Source organism: Lacinutrix mariniflava, assembly GCF_001418015.1.
GTDB classification, from domain to species: Bacteria; Bacteroidota; Bacteroidia; order Flavobacteriales; family Flavobacteriaceae; genus Lacinutrix; species Lacinutrix mariniflava.
This window is the reverse complement of sequence record NZ_LIQG01000030.1, coordinates 54108-73135: the sequence shown is the minus strand read 5'-3', so window position 1 is coordinate 73135 and position 19028 is coordinate 54108. Positions and strand designations below refer to the sequence as shown.

17 protein-coding genes are annotated in these 19028 nt (G+C 30.7%); 2 read left to right on the top strand and 15 right to left on the bottom strand.

Going from position 1 to position 19028, the window contains the following annotated elements:
- Positions 1-68: 68 nt before the first annotated feature.
- Genes ASC44_RS15515 through ASC44_RS15495 form a run of 5 tightly spaced genes read right to left on the bottom strand, consistent with a single transcriptional unit; the run spans position 69 to position 6380 of the window.
- Positions 69-1415 (bottom strand): DUF4407 domain-containing protein, encoded by a 1347-nt coding sequence (locus ASC44_RS15515; protein ID WP_055448539.1) that lies wholly within the window; start codon positions 1413-1415, stop codon positions 69-71.
- The gene (locus tag ASC44_RS15510) at positions 1412-3478 is read right to left on the bottom strand and encodes a protein kinase family protein (RefSeq protein ID WP_055448538.1); all 2067 of its coding nucleotides are present in this window, start codon (positions 3476-3478) and stop codon (positions 1412-1414) included. The genes ASC44_RS15515 and ASC44_RS15510 overlap by 4 nt, the downstream gene beginning before the upstream one ends.
- Positions 3471-4262: a hypothetical protein gene (locus ASC44_RS15505; RefSeq protein ID WP_055448537.1), complete on the bottom strand. Its 792-nt coding sequence runs from the start codon at positions 4260-4262 to the stop codon at positions 3471-3473. Before ASC44_RS15505 ends, ASC44_RS15510 begins: the two co-directional genes overlap by 8 nt.
- Positions 4262-5002 carry a vWA domain-containing protein gene (locus tag ASC44_RS15500; protein ID WP_055448536.1) on the bottom strand — a complete coding sequence of 247 codons (741 nt, stop codon included), beginning with the start codon at positions 5000-5002 and terminating at the stop codon, positions 4262-4264. Before ASC44_RS15500 ends, ASC44_RS15505 begins: the two co-directional genes overlap by 1 nt.
- Entirely contained in the window at positions 4995-6380 is a 1386-nt protein-coding gene (locus ASC44_RS15495; RefSeq protein WP_055448535.1) for a phospholipase D-like domain-containing protein, read from the bottom strand. Before ASC44_RS15495 ends, ASC44_RS15500 begins: the two co-directional genes overlap by 8 nt.
- A gap of 881 nt (positions 6381-7261) precedes the next feature.
- Here ASC44_RS15495 and ASC44_RS15490 point away from each other — a divergent pair.
- The gene (locus tag ASC44_RS15490; protein ID WP_055446579.1) at positions 7262-7615 is read left to right on the top strand and encodes an ISAon1 family transposase N-terminal region protein; all 354 of its coding nucleotides are present in this window, start codon (positions 7262-7264) and stop codon (positions 7613-7615) included.
- Positions 7611-8594 (top strand): ISAon1 family transposase, encoded by a 984-nt coding sequence (locus ASC44_RS15485; RefSeq protein WP_083476243.1) that lies wholly within the window; start codon positions 7611-7613, stop codon positions 8592-8594. Before ASC44_RS15490 ends, ASC44_RS15485 begins: the two co-directional genes overlap by 5 nt.
- A gap of 46 nt (positions 8595-8640) precedes the next feature.
- Here the strand turns inward: ASC44_RS15485 and ASC44_RS15480 are convergent, their stop codons facing one another.
- From ASC44_RS15480 to ASC44_RS15440, 10 genes are all read right to left on the bottom strand, one after another.
- Positions 8641-9000 carry a hypothetical protein gene (locus ASC44_RS15480; protein WP_055448534.1) on the bottom strand — a complete coding sequence of 120 codons (360 nt, stop codon included), beginning with the start codon at positions 8998-9000 and terminating at the stop codon, positions 8641-8643.
- 7 nt (positions 9001-9007) lie between these two features.
- Positions 9008-10969, bottom strand: a complete 1962-nt coding sequence (locus ASC44_RS15475) for a DUF2779 domain-containing protein (RefSeq protein WP_055448533.1) — start codon at positions 10967-10969, stop codon at positions 9008-9010.
- 203 nt (positions 10970-11172) lie between these two features.
- A complete protein-coding gene (locus ASC44_RS15470) occupies positions 11173-11460 on the bottom strand; it encodes a GIY-YIG nuclease family protein (protein WP_055448532.1) in 288 nt (95 codons plus the stop codon).
- Between the two features lie 162 nt (positions 11461-11622).
- Entirely contained in the window at positions 11623-14493 is a 2871-nt protein-coding gene (locus ASC44_RS15465; RefSeq protein ID WP_055448531.1) for a type I restriction endonuclease subunit R, read from the bottom strand.
- Between the two features lie 3 nt (positions 14494-14496).
- Positions 14497-15462: a virulence RhuM family protein/type II toxin-antitoxin system death-on-curing family toxin gene (locus ASC44_RS15460; RefSeq protein WP_055448530.1), complete on the bottom strand. Its 966-nt coding sequence runs from the start codon at positions 15460-15462 to the stop codon at positions 14497-14499.
- 17 nt (positions 15463-15479) lie between these two features.
- Entirely contained in the window at positions 15480-15695 is a 216-nt protein-coding gene (locus tag ASC44_RS15455) for a virulence RhuM family protein (protein ID WP_055448529.1), read from the bottom strand.
- Entirely contained in the window at positions 15695-15841 is a 147-nt protein-coding gene (locus ASC44_RS18130; RefSeq protein ID WP_161805030.1) for a hypothetical protein, read from the bottom strand. Before ASC44_RS18130 ends, ASC44_RS15455 begins: the two co-directional genes overlap by 1 nt.
- Positions 15842-16012: 171 nt before the next feature.
- Positions 16013-16516, bottom strand: coding sequence for a hypothetical protein (locus ASC44_RS15450; RefSeq protein WP_055448528.1), 504 nt, complete (start codon positions 16514-16516; stop codon positions 16013-16015).
- Between the two features lie 3 nt (positions 16517-16519).
- A complete protein-coding gene (locus ASC44_RS15445; RefSeq protein WP_055448527.1) occupies positions 16520-17194 on the bottom strand; it encodes a DUF3800 domain-containing protein in 675 nt (224 codons plus the stop codon).
- Positions 17195-17468: 274 nt separating this feature from the next.
- The gene (locus tag ASC44_RS15440) at positions 17469-18866 is read right to left on the bottom strand and encodes a restriction endonuclease subunit S (RefSeq protein ID WP_055448526.1); all 1398 of its coding nucleotides are present in this window, start codon (positions 18864-18866) and stop codon (positions 17469-17471) included.
- Positions 18867-19028 lie beyond the last annotated feature (162 nt).

Here is a 19028-nt window from a genome sequence, read left to right as displayed (position 1 = left end):
ATAGTAACTATTTTTGAACTCGTTGTATTAATTAAAGTCGTTTTTCTCATTATTGCAAGTGCAATATATTAAGACTTAATCATAGAACTTGGGTTATTTTTCACTTTTTCCAACTGTTCTTTTTTCCAAGCTTCAATGGCTACTTGTGCAATTTCTGCTTGTGCACTTGCTATAGATTCTAATAAATCTTTATTAGCTGTTAATTCGGCATTTAATTTTTGAGAATTTTTATCGGTATGTACTTTAACTGCCGTATTAATTTCTTGATTAGTATTTGACTGTAATAACAGTTGTTTCACTTTTGCTTCGTGCTTTATTCTATCTAAAATATCGTCATAGGTTCCTCTTTCCGTCATCATCTTAAACATAATTGGCGCAATTTCAATAAATATAAATAATAGTGTGATTAACCACTTTGCATACCAAACTACTGTTTTTTCTTTAGTTACTTTAACCAATTGTTTTTCACCTTCTACAATCTCATAAAAAGGAACCTCTTCATACATTAAATTATCTAAAGCCTTTAATCTGGCAATTAAACCATTATTTTGAGCTTGAACTGTTTTTTGATTTTGAATATCGGATTGCGTAGTACTTTCTCTTCGGTTAATTTTCACATCTATATCATCAATTACTTTATAGTCCTTTTCATTTAGACTAGTTGTACTGTTTTTGGTATCTGTATAGGCCCTTTCTGCATCATCAGCAACCTTTTTAAGATCGTCATAATAACCACCTTTTCCTTTTTTACCACTAAACTTACCTAAATTCCATTCGTCATTTTTATCCTTGTTAGCAGCTTCCCAAAACGATCGTTTATCTTCTACTAGCTTACTTCTGTTTTCAATATTAGTTTGCAGCTCATTACGCTCTGTTTTTAATCTTGTTAATATGGGATCACTCTCTCCACTTTGTATTATAGTATTATTTACTATTGCAATTTGGGTGCTGATTTCTGCATTAATTTCTTTCTCAAAAAGTTTCAATTCTAAAGGGGTTGCAATTACAAAACCTAGTAACATTGCCATTATTAATCTTGGACCTGCCTCCATTAATTCTTGTCTAGAAATGGTTTTTTTACCATCTCCAACACCAAATGTTGATACTATATATCTATCAAGATTAAATATTAAAGCGCCCCAAAATAATCCAAAAAACAGCGCTAAGCACTCACTTAACAATGTGTACCCAATCACAAAACCGTTAGCATCAAAAACCTCAACCTTAAACGCAGTAAAAAAAGCGTAACCCCCAGCAAAGGAAGCCATTAAAGATGTGAAAATTATTGTACCGCCAATTCCAAAATACTTATTTGTATCTGTTGGAGCTTCTTTAAGTATTTCTAAATCGGCACCAGAAGACCACAAGAAAAATTTATATATTTTCTGAAAAGGATATTTAATTAGGTTTTTCATTTATTTAAGCGATTTTGTATTGTATTAAGTATACTATCATAAACATCTGATAGTGTGATTTTCTTTTTACTGAATTTATTAATTAGGGTGTTTTCATCTTCAAATTTTGGGAATTCTAAAGTGTTTTTTAATTCTGTTGAATCAATTTCAAGATTATTAAAACTTACGTTATTTGTAAACTGAACATTACTGATAGCAAACAACTCTTTAGGTAAATTGGATTCTGAAAAATCGATATTTGCATTAATTTCAATTTTTGGAGCTTCTGCAAATATTTGTTTAACAATAGGCACAGGAAATGGATGTGCAGTAATCTCTTTTTCCACCTCACTAAACAAACCTTTGGCTATTAATTTAAATGTAGTTTCTTTATTAATAGGAACATGAGCTAAGCCACTAGGTCTGTTACTCCTAACATCAGGAATAATCTGAATACTTTGTGCTTCTTCTGTTTCCCATTTTAAATCTACATTATCAATGCCTTCACTAAGATTAACCTCCCATTTAAAGGATTTAATAATTGGTACAATAACATCGACGGTTAATTCTTTTGTTATTATTTCATCAAAAAAACCATTAGCTGTTAACTTATAAGTTGTTTTTGTTAAAGGCTCAACATCTGTATTACTAGAAATAGGAAAAGAGGTTTGCATTTCAGACAACACCACATCTTTAGCATTTTCTACACTCCAATTCAAATTTATTGGAGATAAAGAATCTCGATAGTAGTTAGAGGCTTCAAATTTTAATATTTGAGGATCTACTTTTATTGCTTTTATTTCGATAAAATCTTCTACAACCTGAAAATCATTAACAGCTCTAAAAGTAATTTTAGCTTCATCTTCTATAGGTAAGCTTATTTCTTTTTGATGTATAGGAATAAGAATATTGTTTATATAAAGCGCATTAAATTTATGAAGATCAAATGAAAATATGACGTCTTCGTTTTTTCGATTGATTGTCGTTTTATTGGAAGAGAAACTTTTAATTAATGGAATGTTATCTACAGATTTATTAAGATCTAAAAGTAAATCTTTCCATTGCTTTGCTGTTAATCTTTTAGATTCGTTTTTATAACCTTTATTAAATACTGTTTTAAAAGCTGTAATTAACTCTTTAACACCTGCATTTTCTAACTGCTCTATAAAAGATATTATTGTTTGATGTTGTTGCGTGTTTTGTTTATTAAGAAGAGGAGAGGCATAATCAATATTAGGCCATTCAAATTCTTTTAAATAAGATTGTTTTGTGTTATCATCTGTATCCGATAAAAAGAAGAATGGCATTACACCAAATATTACTTCAAAAGTAGCATTTGCTAGAACCCAATACTCTTCGTAAAGTCTATCAAGAGTTGTTAAATCAGACGAATCATTTTTTTGACCAATAATATTTCTAAAACGTCTCCCAATCCAATGCCCAACCTTTCCAACTGTGGTTGGTTTTCCTTGTGTATCAAAATGAAACCCACTGTCGTAATCAATAATAGCTAATTGTACTCTCTTCGCGTTAAACCATAAAGAATTCTCACTTAAATCGGCATGAATAAACTCTATTTGGTGTAAAAAATCTATTGTTTTGGCTAATTGATACCCTAAATACAACTTATCAGGAATGCTTAAACTTTTATAATCCTCTAAACTAGCTGTATCACTTCCGTAATCTTCGTAGTTCAACTTTTCAAGGTTATACATTAAAAAAGCAACACAATGTTTATCTGATATAGCATCATATCCTTTAAAAACTAAGAATGGAAGCCCTAATAATTCTGGAATATCATGATATGTTGGTGTCTTTGTTTTCTCTTGATGCTTTTTTAATTTATCATGTAAAATTTTTACAACATCATAAGCATGCTGTTTATGTGCTTCATCTGTGAAGATTTTTAAGACAAATTCTGATTTCGAAACTCCATCAATGGTTTGGACGTTATGCACAGAGCCAAAACCACCTGAACCTAAAGCGTTATCATCAAACTCAATTTTTGAAAAAGATAAAATATCGTTTTCATTATTCTGATTTATAACAGAAATATCTGTAATACTTGAAATTGATTTAATCATTGATTTTTAGTTTATAATGATTTAAAACATTTTCAGTAATAATGATTCCTAATGAAGCATCATCTTCTAGATAGTTTTCACTTTTTAATTTTTTAAGAATAGACGTATTAAAATTTATTAAATCGTCCTCAAAGGACTCTTTATTATTAATATCTAAAAGAAACAGATTTAATTCTTTTAAAATTAATTGAATTGCAGGATTTTCGTTTCTCCAAAACCTGTTTTCGTTATCTTTTAAAATCACCTTATCTTCAAGTGACGATATACCATCGCTAAACAATAATAATATGTCTCCTGTAAAGTAATTTAAGGTAAGTTGTATTTTAGATGACGCTAATTCTCTCTTCTCACTGTTATGAGAAATATGCTTAGTTAAAGCACCGTTAGGTGCTATATGAGGTATCATTAGTTCCCCATACCTATAAGGTTCTTCGGAATTTACATTCGTTGCAAAATCACCATGTAAATGTATGATTCCTCCATTTCCAAGATATTCTAGCTGGACCTTATCTGATTGATTTTTATTAATGGCACTGATAAAAGTTGTACCACCAATTACATTATCATTTTTAAGTTTTTGAACTTCTTCATCAACAATTACCTCAGATAATTTAGAATAATCTTTACCTATAAATTGGTTTACAATTACCTCTGAAACCTTTCCTGAACTAGTAAATTCTCCAATCCCATCGCAAAGCACTAAAGCTTTTCTGTTTTTCTCAGTTGAAAAATCCGCATAATCTTGTTTCAGTTTTACGTCTATGTGTTGTGCTGAAAAATACATTAATCTATTTTTGATACGGTTGAAATACTTTTAATCATGTGTTTTCTGATTTCTTCTGGGTCTAAAGTAGAAGTAAATAAAGATTTATCAGAAGCAAGACTCTCCATATCTTTTTGTAATGTTTCAATATCATGAACATTATAGTTTTCTTGCCAAGTTTTACTTTCATAAAAAATTGAAGAAACAGTAACATTTTCAAGTTCTTTAATACTATCACATAACTTTGAAGACTGCTCATATTCATCAAGAGCACCATCGCTAAGAATAACTACTAATACTTGTGCATTTTTATTTTTATGAAGTGTAATGTAATCCTTAGATTCTACCTTAACTGCTTCAAGAGTAGAAATTAGATTTGTTGCATCATATCTGTCGATGTAATCACAAGGATTAACATTTTGATTTAAATCAAACGAATCAATAGAAACTGTACTCGATATTTTTACACTTTCATTGGCATAAGCCCAAATATTTATATCAAAAGAATTCTTGTTTTTACTGTTAAGTAATCTTTCAAAAACTTGTTTAACTGCATTCTCGACTTCCTTCCCTTTACTTTCACCAGATAATCCTGGATAAGACATAGAACCAGAACCATCAAGCACAAAAACAACTAGTTGATAAAATAATCTTGGAATAACCAAACCTCCTAAACTAGCTGTAAGCGCTGACGTATTTATATTAAGTAAGTCTAATTTACCTTTTTTAGCATTATCAGTATTTTGTAATTCTTTACTCATGATCTACATATTTTTCAATTAAACTTTCATGTTCCTGTTCTAAAAGTGTTTTTTGATTTTCAAAATACAGGCTCCAATCTTCAATTTTTAAAATCATTTTCCAAATTTCAGATATTTGTAATAGAGATAATTCATTAAATAAATAATTATATTTTGCTTTTAAAGTTTCTAATTTCACTCTTAAATGTACTAATTCTTTAACTATATCAATATCTGAAATAGGATTACCTAGTTTTAATTCATTCCAAAGAAATTTCACCCTTTCAATATCATTTACTTTTACTGCATTTGTTAATTCACTAAAGACTCTTGCGGCTTCTGCCTTATCTTCATAGATGCAACTTGGAGAATCTGGATGACATAATTTTACAGCCTCTCTATGCATTTTCTTTAAATCGGCAGAATCTACTTTATTTAATTCAGGAATTTCAATTTCTAACTCCTCTTGATACTCCTTGTTTGTCTGATTAAACTCTTCTTCAATTTTCTCAAAAGTATCATCTACGATACCGTGCTTTTTTAATTTTTCATAAATCTTCTTTTTAAGAGCTAGAATTTTTGATATCAGCGGATTAAGCTCAATAATATATCTATGATTAAATTGCTCTATTTGTGCTTCTATTTCTGTTTTTTCAATTTCTAATGTTTCTATCTGATATGAAAGAAGTTTTATTTGTGAAACAATTTGTGCTTTTTCAATAGCTGTAACATCAACAAGTTGCGTATAGTTTTTCTCAAACTTGTCAATTTCTAAAAATGCCAAGTCATAATTACCTGCTAAAAGCAAATTTGTTATCGGTGTTAGTTCTTCAATTAATTTTAGCTCATGAATGTAAGGTTGAATGCTCGACGTATCTCCCAAGTCTACAAATGCTTTAATTAATTTAAAATATTTAAATGCTTTAGAAATATCAAGAGCATTTTCATATTTTATGATTTTTCCAGAAAGCTCTTTTAAACGCTCAAATTCTTCTACGAAACTATTTGTTCTAAGTTGATTTCCAGAGACGATAGTTACTTCTTCGTTGTTCACCGTAAATGCTCTATTTGACCAATTTGCTGAACCACTTATAACAACACTATAATCAATTACACAAAACTTCATGTGCATTAGTTGATCATCACTACCTATTTCTGCAAAAAATCCATTTTCATTAATTAAATGATAATTATTTCTACTGTCTGTATTGAATTTATGCTTGGTTATTATCAAATCTACAACTACACCTTTATCTTGAAGTTCTAATAATTTATTAAACAATATTGTATCCGTAAACCACGCAACAGCAACAATTACTTTTATCGTCGCACTATCTAGATGTTCCAAAATAATTTTTCTAACATCTATCTGTTTTGTAAAATAACTATCTATTTGCATTTGTAATGATTTTAAATATCATTAATAAAAAAATTATTGCTTTATGTATCATAAAATCACATTTAAGGCTTTCACTTTATATCAACTAAAAATTCTACCCTAGAATACATTAAAATTGTGTTTGATTAAATATTCGGAATGCCCCTAAAGTTGTAAACGAGTCTTGTCTTGAAATTACGTTCCTCTAACAATGCTAATTGTAGCAATGAGCCATAGGAATCCCTTAGGAAATTAAAATTGGTATTTATATTCATTAATAGCGATTTAATAACTAATGAATTTAAATCTACAAATAAACTTATACATCTGTTATCGTTGGTTAGTCTACCTATAATTTAAACGGTTATTTTAAAAGGTAGGGTTTAAATATAACACCTTTTTTAAACAGTGCTTTACGGGAAACCTCAAAATCATAAAGTATTTTTTTAATTTTTAATTAAAAACAACTACCAACAAACACCAACAACAAATAACTCGCTAATTAACAGGCGCTTATATTTATATATTGTTTTTTTGAAGAAGTTATTTCATTAAATTATAAATTTTATTAAATTGCATTAAATTTATTATTTAACCATAAGGTTAAACTGCATACGATTGCATACGATTTTAAAAACATATAGCGTGTAAACCCTTATAAACAGGCGTTTTGAATTTCTTTTTTTAAATTCATAACTCGGAGGTCATGGGATCGTGCCCCATTCTCGCTACAACATTGAAACAATTGAGAATAAGCGGTTTAGTTATACTAAACCGTTTTTTTTATGCCTTATTTTAAACCTAATATTGCATTTTTTTCACGGCTAGGCACGAAAATATAGGATCAATACCAAAAGTTGTGGGATAGCAAAAAATAAGTGAACTTTGGATTAAAAATTTCGATGTCCTCAGAAAGATTCTTAGCTATAGCGAATTTATTACTTCCAGAAGTACTTGTAAAGTATTTTGAGATGACTAAACATTATACTAAAGGTGAAGATATTCATTTTTACTTTACCGAATTAAATAAAACTCCAGAAGAATTTAAAAGTATTACTCTTCATTCTAAAGGCTTCTTTCCCGAAGCCACTGTTCAAGATTTTCCTATACGTGGAAAGAATGTATTTCTACACATAACAAGGCGTAGATGGCTGAACAAAGCTACAGGAAAAGTAGTTACAAGAGATTGGCAATTAGTAGCAAAAGGAACTAGAATAACTAGTGATTTTGCTGCTTTTTTAAAAGAACTCTATTAGTAATAACGCTTCTAACACAACAGTTATAGCTAAATTCTACGGTGTAAATTCGAGAAATTTACAAAGGCAATACAAAGATTATTTAAGTGATTTCAAGCAGTGGAATCAAAAAGTACATGCAAAGCAATGGCTACTATTTCCAAAGAATATAGGAAGCTATCTTTCGTTAGATGAAACAGCTTTTTCAAATGGCGATTTATACACTATACTAACTAATAAAAAAGCAAAAGGTAAAAAAGGAGCTATAGTGTGTATGGTTAAAGGAACTAAAGCTGATACTGTTATAGAAATACTCAGTAAAATTCCATTAAAACAAAGACGAAAAGTAAAAGAAGTGACCTTAGATATGGCTGGAAACATGGGATTAATAGTTAAAAAATCATTTATAGAAGCAACATTAGTTATTGATAGATTTCATGTTCAAAAGCTTGCGTTAGATGCATTACAACAGATTAGAATTAAGCATAGATGGGATGCACTTGATGCTGAGAACAGTGCTATAGAAAAGGCAAGAAATAATAATGAAAAATATACTCCGATACTGTTTAGTAATGGAGATACACTAAAACAATTATTGGCTAGAAGCCGCTACTTGCTATACAAATCAAATAGTAAATGGACTAAAAATCAGCAAAAAAGAGCAAAAATACTTTTTGAACATTATCCAGATTTAGAAAAAGCATATAAGCTGTGTCAAAACTTATCTTGGATATTTAATAATACTAAAGGAAAAACTTCTGCTTTAATACGTTTAGCTAAATGGGATGAAAAAGTAAGACAAGCAGCATTTAAAAGCTTCAATACCATTGCTAGAACAATGTCAATACACTATAAAAATATACTCAACTATTTTGATAACAGAAGTACTAACGCTTCTGCTGAATCTTTCAATGCTAAAATAAAAGCCTTTAGAGCACAATTTAGAGGTGTTAGAAACGTAGAATTCTTCTTATTTAGACTAACAACTATTTTTGCTTAATTTTTAAATCCCACAACTTTTGGTATTGATCCAAAATATAACCGTTTTAATGTAATTCTTCTTTTTGTACGCCTACTCTAAAACAGCGTTCTGAACCAAGAAACAATGGATTTCCGTGTTTTTCGGACCAAAAACCATCTAAAATATCTTTAGTAATGCATTTATAAACTACTACTCCTTTAAAAATTGCATGCTCCTCTCCTTCGTAATTGAAATTAATTACTAAAATATTATCTTTAAAGAAACCTGTTCCATATTGCTTTTGACTATTACTAATAAGCCACTCTGCAACAATGCGGTTATTATCGTCTAGTGCTAAAGTCAGCGTTCCTTTGTAGGTTGCTGCTTCTTCGTTTTGGTTGTTGCCAACAATATTAAATTCACCTACTAATTCCTTTATATTCATTCTTATATTATTTCACCAACTCTCTAAAGTGTTCATAAATCATAATCATAGCCAAGGTATCTAACTCACAGTATTTAAGTAAAGCAGACGTAATTTCTTTTACCTCTTTTTTAGACATATCTGTATATTGTAATTTACCATAAGCTGTTAATGCTGCACCTCCATTATCTATGTCTTCAATTTCTGACAAGGTGTTTTCAATCTCATCTTCGCTCCACTCTTTAAATAAAGCAGGTAGCATTTTATAAGGACTTATAACGGTTTCATTTTCTAAGGTTAACCACGTATGGTTGTCTTTAAAATTTTTACTCGTTACATTAATATCCTTTAAAGGTTTCGCATATTTTTCTTTTAAAAACGAACTTGAAGCCAATGCTGCTGGTAAAACCGCTTTTATAGAATTCGAGCCTTTTGTTAATGGGTTATAATAGAAATTCTTTTCTACTTGCCATAAATCGATCATATCACGCGTTCCATTCCAAGTGATAACACTGTCGTTTTTAGAATGCGAAATGTGCTGTATAAAAGCTATTAACTCCTCTTTATCTTTTTCGTTAGATTCTAACAATTGAAAATAAATAGCATTTAAAATCGTGTTCTCATGATGAGAATACCTAAAAACAGAGCCTTCATCACTTTCTAAAGCCGTTTTTAAAGCACGTACAAATTCAAAATTAGGAAACACACCTGCTGTGTTATTTATATACTCATTAGCATGTTCTATACGTCCATCTTCATGATAGATATGATGCGAAAACTGAAACGCTATTTGCTCATAAGGTTTTACACCTTTATTAAATGGCAATGCAACTGTACTGGTTTCAAAATCTATAAAATGAAGCGGAAAAACCCATGTTTCCATTTCGTCCTTTAAACCATCTTCATCGACATAAACAGCGTCATCGTTATTAACCGCTTTTTCAATTTGCAACCATTGCCTGTATGAGGTTGTTAGTTTTTCAGGATCACCCATTAAACCAATAGAATCTTCAGTCAGCTGGTTTTTAAAGAAAACACCTTCTTCGAATAACTTACTTCCTTTTCTAAAATTAAAAATATCAAAAATATTTTCAGTTTTAAAGTCTTCTTCTGTCCATTGGTGCTGATTGGTAAAACAGTTTTCAAATCCAGATTTTAGACCTTGCGCTTTATCGTTAGCACTACATTTAAACTCACAAGACTTACAACCTTTATAACTTGTAGGCCAATTAGCATAAGCGTCCTTTAAATAGGTGTCTTTTAAAAATTCTACAGACTCAATAAAACTTAAATTAGTATGGTATTTATGTTTGTTACTTTCAATATCTTTAATAATACCTGATATTTTTTTTCTACCTAAAACTAGACTTCCAGTGGCTTCTAAAGTGTTCACTTTCTTTGTAACTCCCGTTCTATTGCCTTCCTTTTTACTTATTCTAAACAACTGATTTAAACCATCGATACTCGCTTTTTTGGTTTTGTCTGCCATCATTAAATATGCGTTAATTTTCCACTCAGGAAAACAACGCTGTATTACGTGCTTCTGAAAAGCCACATCAAATAAATACGGTTTCCAACTCTCACGCATAGCACCTTTTTTACCAACTAACAAATACTCATTACCAGGATCGAAAGATTTAGATTTTACTTCTATAAGCTCAATTGTATTGCCCGTTTTAACTAAAACATCCACTCTAATAAACAAACCATCTATTAAAAACGCAGCTTCAAAAATGGTCACATTTTCTTGCTTTAGTAAGTCTTGAGTTTGTTGCCATAACAACTCATAATCCCAATCGTTGCCTTCTATTAAAACACCTTCTGGATAATGTAGTCTTGCCAACTCTTCTACTTGAAAACCACCTTGTGCCAATGCTTCTAAAAACGGATCCTCTAATTTAATATTAGCATATTCCTTTTTACGTGTGTAGTATAGTTTGTTTGGACATTCTAGTCCTAATTTAAATCTTGATTTAGTAAGTACTTTCATTGGGTGGTTTTGTTATTCTTGTTTTATTTTTATTCAGTCATTGCGAGCTTTACGAGGAACGCAGTAAACCTGAAGCAATCTCTTAATGTATTAGTTCTAGCTTCATGAGATTGCTTCGTCTTGCGTCCTCGCAATGACGGTATTATTAGCGCTTCGCAGTGACGGTCTTATTCATGCCTCGCAGTGACACTAAGACAGTAATACTAAAGTTCTTCAAATAAATCCAACCATTCTGGATTTATACTTTCTATTAAACCTGTTTTCTGCGCTCTGCTTCCTCCTTTTAATTGCTTTTCTCTTGCTATTGCATCACCTATCATTTGGTGTGCTTCATGATATACCAGTTTGTCTAAATTGTATCTGGCTGTAAACGATTTTAAATCGTGTTTTTCTTTATGTTGCAGTATACGTTCTTTTAAATAGGCAGTGACACCAACGTATAATGTGGTATTATTTTTATTAGTAAGAATGTAAATGTAACCTGGTTTCATAATTAATATGTGTCATTGCGCCTTTATTACTGTCATTGCTCCTTTCTAATGTCATTGCGAGGACAAAACAACCTACTACTTGTCATTGCGAGGCACGAAGCAATCTGTTTATTGTTAGTTCTACTCATCATGAGACTGCTTCGTGCCTCGCAGTAACGTTATTTACCCAGTCATCCCTTGAACAAACACCTGAACAAATTCCTTCATTTTATCTAAAATGCGTTCTCCTATTTCGCGTGCTTTTAAAATACTTGGTCTATTATCTAAGCATTTAAAAATATCATCGCGTAAAGGCTCGCGACCATAGTCAGTGTAACTTTCTATTAAGGCTTTAAACTGTTTTTGGTCTAAGTGTTCCTCTTCGCACATTTTAGATAATGCTAATATTTTTTCTTCGTGCCAATACCGTTCAAATTCGTCTTGAATATTATCTACATCACTAATATGTGGTAAGTTTTCTTCTATAAATTTTTCGATTAGTTCGCGTTTACTACGTAACTCTACATCACCAGAAAGCATATCTATTATTGCTTTTTTCTGTGCTTGTGCATCAACAGATTTAGCATCTTTTAATTTAGCTAAAAGCTGTAAAATATAAGCTACGTTTATTTGATCGCGATGAATTAACTCTAACTCAAAATCAATATCATCTAAAATAGATGTTTTATGCTTTTGGTTTTCGTCTTTAACTTTATCGTGTAAATCTAAATACTTGCTTTTGTAATCTTCAAACGTTTGTTCGTCTATGCCTAAATCATCCCATTCAAAATCGGTGTACGACTCTAATACATTTTTCGCACGAAGTAATCTTCTAAAGGCTTGTATAAAAGCTAACTCTTCGCTTTCGCTTGGTAAATTATCTACATCTTGAAATGTTGGTGCAATTTCTAATAAGTTTTTTAAAGCATCATCAAACTTTTCTGCAATAGCTTCGTAAGGTGGCAATATAATTTCTTCAATCGCTTCTTTATTAGAAAACAACGTAATGGCTTCATCTGTGGCTTTTTTAAGGTTTCTAAAGCACAATATGTTTCCTTGCGACTTCTGTTCGCCTAAAATCCTGTTAGTTCTAGAATACGCTTGTATTAAACCATGATACTTTAAGTTTTTATCAACGTAAAGTGTATTTACTTTTTTAGCATCAAAACCTGTTAGCATCATATTTACTACAATAACAATATCTAAACGGTCTTTGTCTTGAAACGTTGTTTTTTCACGTTCTTTTAAACGCTTACTAATGTCTTTAAAGTAGTTTTCGAACTGCTGACTATCCTTTGTAGAAAAACTAGTATTATACATTTGATTATAATCCGTAATGTATTCGTCTAGCTTTTCTCTACTATGGTTGGTTTTATATTCCGCTTGCGGTTCTGCTGCTTTTGGCAAAGCGTCTCCAGGAATATAATCTTGTGCATCTTCATCGTCTTCATTAGTTCCGTAACTAAAAATAGTCGCAATACGTAAATCGTGTTCTCCTAAAAGTTTTTTACGTTTGAAAATATCGTAATAAGCAATTAGCGTATTAATATTACTTACTGCAAATAAGGCCGAATACTCTTTATTAAAGGTTTTCTGACTGTGATACGCAATCATATAATCTGCAATTTTCTCTAATCGTTTTGGATCTACAAAAACCTCAGCTGTATCAATAGCTTCAACTTCAATATCAATTAAAGTATTTCCTTTTTGTTTGTATTTACCAACGTACTCAATTCCAAAACGCAATACGTTTTGGTCTTTTATAGCATCTGTAATCACGTATTTATGTAAACAGTTACCAAATAAGTCTTTGGTGGTGCGTTTTCCTAAATCGTTTTTAGAGGCATTGTCTTTAAAAATAGGTGTTCCTGTAAAACCAAATAGCTGACTCTTTTTAAAATACTCGGTAATGGTTTTGTGTGTTTGTCCAAATTGGCTGCGATGACACTCATCAAAAATAAAGACTACTTTTTTATCTTTTAAATGCGATAAGCTTTTGTTGTAATTGGCTTTAGAAATGGCATTATTTAACTTTTGAATCGTAGTTAATACCAATTTAGAATCGTCTGTTAATTGCCTAACCAAAGATTGTGTATTGTCCGTAACATCTACACTATCCTTTTTAAAGCTATTAAACTCTAACATGGTTTGGTAATCTAAATCTTTACGGTCAACCACAAAAACCACTTTATGTACGTCTGGCAAATCCATAATTAACTGACTTGCTTTAAAAGACGTCAATGTTTTTCCAGAACCTGTTGTGTGCCAAATGTAACCATTGTCGTTACTAGTAGCAACTTGGTTTACAATATGCTCCGTTGCATAAAATTGATATGGACGTAAGACCATTAAAATTTTATGCGTTTGGTTATGCACTATATATTTAGCAATCATTTTACCCAAATGGTTTGGGTTTAAAAATGAATTAGCAAATGCTGTTAATTCTGTAATATTTTTATTGTTGGCATCTGCCCAAAAGAAAGTTTGCTTAACCGATTGCAACTTATTATTGGCTAAATACTTTGTATTTACACCGTTACTAATAACAAACAATTGCACATACTGAAATAAACTTCTATTCGACCAAAACGAATGTCTTTGATAACGATTAATTTGATTAAAAGCTTCCTTTATTTCTAAACCACGACGCTTTAACTCTATTTGTACTAATGGCAAACCATTTACTAATAATGTTACATCGTAACGGTTTTTGTACGTGCCTTCTTGGGTTATTTGGTTTGTTACCTGAAACAGATTACTTGCATAATCCTCACTATTAAAAAAGCGTACATAAAAGCTATCACCATTTTCTCGGGTAATATTAAAACGATCGCGAAGCGTTTTGGCTTTTTCAAACACATTGCCTTTTTCTAAATGATTTAAAATAATATCAAACTCATTTGTAGAAAATACCGTTTTATTAAATGTTCCTAATTGTGTTTTTAAATTAGATAGCAATGCGTCTCCATCTTTTATGGTTACGTTTTGGTAGCCTAAACCTGCTAATTGTTTAATTAGGTTATTTTCTAGCTGTGCTTCAGATTGTTTAGTCATGTCTTAATCTTCAATTAAAAGATTTGTAATTACTTTAATCATCATATCCTTGTCTTCTGGATGACTTTCAGCAAGCATTAAAGTTAATGCTACCAAAGTGTTATCACTAATACGTTTCAATCCGTTTTGGTTATGTAACAAGTTGTTTCTGTCTAAAAACCAAACAAAAATAAATGCAGCAATACGTTTATTTCCATCTGTAAACGAATGATTTTTAACTACAAAGTATAATAAATGTGCTGCTTTTTCTTCTATATAAGGATATAAATCTTTACCATTAAAGGTTTGGTAAATGTTTTGCAAAGAGCCTTTAAACGAATCATCTTTTTCAATACCAAAAAGGCCTTCAAAATGTGTTTGCCTTCCTAATTCGTCTATAGCTTTTCTTGCTTCGTTATAATTAATTTTAAATACTTCTTGGTGTGAAGTTTGTGGTATTTGCAGACGTTGGTGGTCGTAATCATCAAGTATATCTAGCGCTTTACTATATTGACTAATTACATGTATTAAACCTTGAGTTTCGTTAGTAGTTAAATTGTAGTCTGTAAGTACTTTTTCTTGCAACGCAACTACTTTTTTTAAGGCAGTTAGTTGTGCTGTTTTTTGTTGTAAGCGTTTTTTGTTAATAGCAAAGCCTTCTACCAAATACGCTTTTAAAATACTATTTGCCCATATTCTAAATTGTGTACCTTGTTTAGATTTTACTCTATAACCTACAGATATAATTACATCTAAACTATAATATACAACTGGTTTATCTGAATTTGCAATATGCATTTTTTGCATATTGCTTTTTTTATCTAATTCTCCCTCTTTAAAAACGTTATTTATGTGTCTAGAAATTACAGATTGGTCTCTTTCAAATAAGGTAGTAATTTCAGATTGATTAAGCCAAACAGTATCTTTATCAAACTGAACCGATACTTCAATTTGATTTAAATCAGATTTATAGATTACTATTTCACTCATAATATATTTCCTTCTTGTTAAACTTGTACAATTTTTGCACTAGTTGCCTCTTTATCTAATTCATTAGTTTTATAAATATTTCTTAAATGACGACCAATAGAAGTTCTATCCGTATCAAAAAGAACTTCAAGCTGGTATTGATCTAACCATATAGTGTCTCCTTCTAGTTTTACATCTATTGTAATACCAGAGTCCTTATCTTGAAAAATTGCTATTTGGTCTTTATTACTCATTATCTAAATTTTCTAAACGCTTCTAATTGTGCTTTTAAATTAGAAACTAAAGCGTCTCCATCTTTTATGGTTACGTTTTGGTATCCTAAACCTACTAATTGTTTAATAAGGTTGTTTTCTAGTTGTGCTTCAGATTGTTTGGTCATTTCCTTAAAATGCTTATTTCTAAATACCTAAACAACCTATTTGGTAATGATGGTTTGGTATAAAGTTTGTTTTGTAACAAAATAATGTTGTACATTTGCAGCGAGTTCATCTTTCCAGTTGGAAGAAGGAAATCGAAAGACGCAAGCCTTGATGCTATGCGTTTTTTGCTTTTAATACAGTTCTGCTAAACGTCTTCTTTTATATTTATTTTCTATTTTTTTATTGTCTTTACCTCTTAAATGATAAGCTGTAAGCAAATAATATTCGTTTATTTTCCTTAATGGTTCTAGTACTATTACATAATGTTCCGCTTGATCATATATATAAGTCCTAATTCCTCCTTTATCTTTAGCGCTAAAGACTAACATTCCTTGTTTTCGTTTTTCGTCAACATGGTACTTTAACCAATGTAATCTTTGTGAACGATATAAATCGTACTCTCTTTTTTTAGTTTTATAATCAACTACAACTGTTGTTAAATGCGTAAATAATGTTTCTAGTTTTAACTCACCTTCTTTTGGTGTTGGTTGTATTGGTTTACTTCTGAATTTAAAACTAGCATTATTAGTAATATCTCTATCAAAAATAGCTTTTAAGGAAATTTTTCTTTCTCGTTCTGCTAAGCCTGAAATATCTAACAGACTATTGTATGTTTTGATTTGGTTTAATGGCATAGTCTATTTTAATTCTATAAAAAATAAGTTTAACTTAGATTCTGCCCAATTAGATGATGCTTGCAAATGCTGGTCTGCATGCATTTTTATACGCTCTATAATTTGTGTTTTGGCAGTAACTGATTTCTTTTCATTATTTAAATTATAAGAAATTGCTCCCATTATAAAATCTGCCAATTGCATTAAAATACTCTCGTGAGAACGTATGTTTTGTACATTTCTAAATACACCATATTCTATATTTAAAATCTCTTTTAGCTTTTCTACTTTATATGTACTTAAATCGTCTTTAATGTCTAAATATACATTGTAACTATACTCACTATTTTTTTTATGGTTTAAAAGTGAGTAATACATTTTGTAGTAAAATGTATCATAATCTTGACCATGTGTATCGTTATCTATTTTTGCTTTATCTACAACTACTGCTCTAAAACGTAAATCTGTATCAAAAAAATAATCTACCAATTCCTTATAAAACTGAAGTTTAGAATTAGACACTTTAGACCATTTAATTTCTGCATTAAACTTATGTTTATCTTTTAAATTATTAATACGTTCTGTATGCCTTTTTACTTGATTGTATGCCGAGCTAACAGAACCTAAAACCATATATTTTTTATGGTCGTTCTCTAAATGGCAACTCTCGTCGCAATAAATATTAAATGTTTTACTCATACTATTCTGTTAAATAAACTCTCTTTTATTTCTTGTTACGTCATTGCGAACGCTTCTTGTTTCCGTCATTGCGAACGCAGTGAAGCAATCTGTTTCTCGTTAAGTCATTGCGAGGACGTAGGACGAAGCAATCTGTTTCTCGTTACGTCATTGCGAATCCTTATTGTTTCCGTCATTGCGAGGCACGAAGCAATCTGTTTATTGTTAGTGCTACACTTCATGAGATTGCCGCGTCGTGCCTCCTCGCAATGACGTACGCGACGCAGTGACGTTTTTAAACAAACATCTGCTGCAACAACCCTTTTTTAAACGCTTGCGTGTTACTAATTTGCGTGTTTACCGCTTCTATTTTTAAATCTATAGCACTTAAATAATTGGCAATTTTTTGTTGTTCTTTTAAGCCTGGTATTTTCAAATCAATTTCAAAAAAATCATTTACACCAATATTCAATAATCCATGATTTCTTGCTCCTTCTTGTGCTACTTTTTCAATTTCTCTATTCTGTAAACCTTTTTCAAAATATTGCTCCATAAAGTCCAGAGAAACTTTACTGTTAAACCTAAAACAGATATATAAAGTTGAAACAACTCCATAATCATATTTTTTCAAACGTTTAATTGCTCCCATTGGATAACCATTTGAATAACTTTTATTGTAAGCAAAATCATTTTTTTCTAACAAGTAATATCCTGTTAGATTTTTTGCTGCAACCGATTTATTAAAATATTCTAACTGACTAACCAAACCTAATTGAGCTGAAATAGTTAGTACATTTTGATTATCAATTTTGTTTTTCGTTTTAACACGTTCTGCTAAATCTGATAATTGTAATTTCTTCCAATCTGGAAATTGTGTTTTGTTTTCATTAGTGGCAGATTGCGTCGAGTTTGCTTCGTGAGATTGCTTCTCTCGTTCCTCGCTCGCAATGACGGATTCATTGGGTTTAAAACGTAGTTGTTGGCTAAACAGTTGTTGCATAACACCTTTTTTGTACTGATCTAAATGTTCTTTTTTTGTGTTTAGTTGCTGTATTTTGGTGTCGACTGCGGTTAGGAAATTGGCTATTTTTTGTTGTTCTTTTAAAATTGGAAAACCGATAGTAAAATCCTTAATTTGCTTTGAACTTATATGAGGAATACCAGAACTAGTATTTACAACATCTACATATTTATGAAATCTTGATGAAAAGATATGATGGTAAATAAATTTAATACTTCCATTTGATTTTGGTCTTAATCTAGCTACTCTTTGAATCAACAATGAACCAGAATCCGATTTTGATATAATTGCTACATTCTTCCCAACCTTAGAACCATCCATTCCTAAAACTAAATCACCTTCTTCTAATATAATTTTACGGTATTTATCTATATTTCCTGTAAAATATCTATCAATATCAACAGAATGCCTAATATAACCTTCTGTAATATTTATACCTCTTAAAATTGGTGTTCCTGTTTCATTTTCAGAAATTTCATCTCCTTTAAAAGCATAACCAGAGATTAATTCAATGTAATTTTCTATTGTTTTATTCTCCCACTCACCTTCAAATTCTTTAAAGCGTAGTTTGGGTACTAGAGGAAGAGATTGCTTCGTCGTGCCTCCTCGCAATGACGGTTCTGACGACGGTTGTGATGCAATGACTGTTGGTTTGTTATTTTCTATCGCCATTATCGGTTTGTTGTTTTTGCGTGAGGGATAGCAGTGGAAATCCTTTTTGAGAGGCACGAACAAAAAGATTGCAACGTATAGCCCGACCCTTGGGTCACGCCCAAATTGTTATTGATTATGTTTTTAGTTTTTATCATGAGATTGCTTCACTGCGTTCGCAAT

Coding starts and splice junctions, on each gene's coding strand:
- ASC44_RS15515 (WP_055448539.1), bottom strand. CDS start 1,415: ATGAAAAACCTAATTAAATATCCTTTTCAGAAAATATATAAATTTTTC.
- ASC44_RS15510 (WP_055448538.1), bottom strand. CDS start 3,478: ATGATTAAATCAATTTCAAGTATTACAGATATTTCTGTTATAAATCAG.
- ASC44_RS15505 (WP_055448537.1), bottom strand. CDS start 4,262: ATGTATTTTTCAGCACAACACATAGACGTAAAACTGAAACAAGATTAT.
- ASC44_RS15500 (WP_055448536.1), bottom strand. CDS start 5,002: ATGAGTAAAGAATTACAAAATACTGATAATGCTAAAAAAGGTAAATTA.
- ASC44_RS15495 (WP_055448535.1), bottom strand. CDS start 6,380: ATGCAAATAGATAGTTATTTTACAAAACAGATAGATGTTAGAAAAATT.
- ASC44_RS15490 (WP_055446579.1), top strand. CDS start 7,262: ATGTCCTCAGAAAGATTCTTAGCTATAGCGAATTTATTACTTCCAGAA.
- ASC44_RS15480 (WP_055448534.1), bottom strand. CDS start 9,000: ATGAATATAAAGGAATTAGTAGGTGAATTTAATATTGTTGGCAACAAC.
- ASC44_RS15475 (WP_055448533.1), bottom strand. CDS start 10,969: ATGAAAGTACTTACTAAATCAAGATTTAAATTAGGACTAGAATGTCCA.
- ASC44_RS15470 (WP_055448532.1), bottom strand. CDS start 11,460: ATGAAACCAGGTTACATTTACATTCTTACTAATAAAAATAATACCACA.
- ASC44_RS15465 (WP_055448531.1), bottom strand. CDS start 14,493: ATGACTAAACAATCTGAAGCACAGCTAGAAAATAACCTAATTAAACAA.
- ASC44_RS15460 (WP_055448530.1), bottom strand. CDS start 15,462: ATGAGTGAAATAGTAATCTATAAATCTGATTTAAATCAAATTGAAGTA.
- ASC44_RS15455 (WP_055448529.1), bottom strand. CDS start 15,695: ATGAGTAATAAAGACCAAATAGCAATTTTTCAAGATAAGGACTCTGGT.
- ASC44_RS18130 (WP_161805030.1), bottom strand. CDS start 15,841: ATGACCAAACAATCTGAAGCACAACTAGAAAACAACCTTATTAAACAA.
- ASC44_RS15450 (WP_055448528.1), bottom strand. CDS start 16,516: ATGCCATTAAACCAAATCAAAACATACAATAGTCTGTTAGATATTTCA.
- ASC44_RS15445 (WP_055448527.1), bottom strand. CDS start 17,194: ATGAGTAAAACATTTAATATTTATTGCGACGAGAGTTGCCATTTAGAG.
- ASC44_RS15440 (WP_055448526.1), bottom strand. CDS start 18,866: ATGGCGATAGAAAATAACAAACCAACAGTCATTGCATCACAACCGTCG.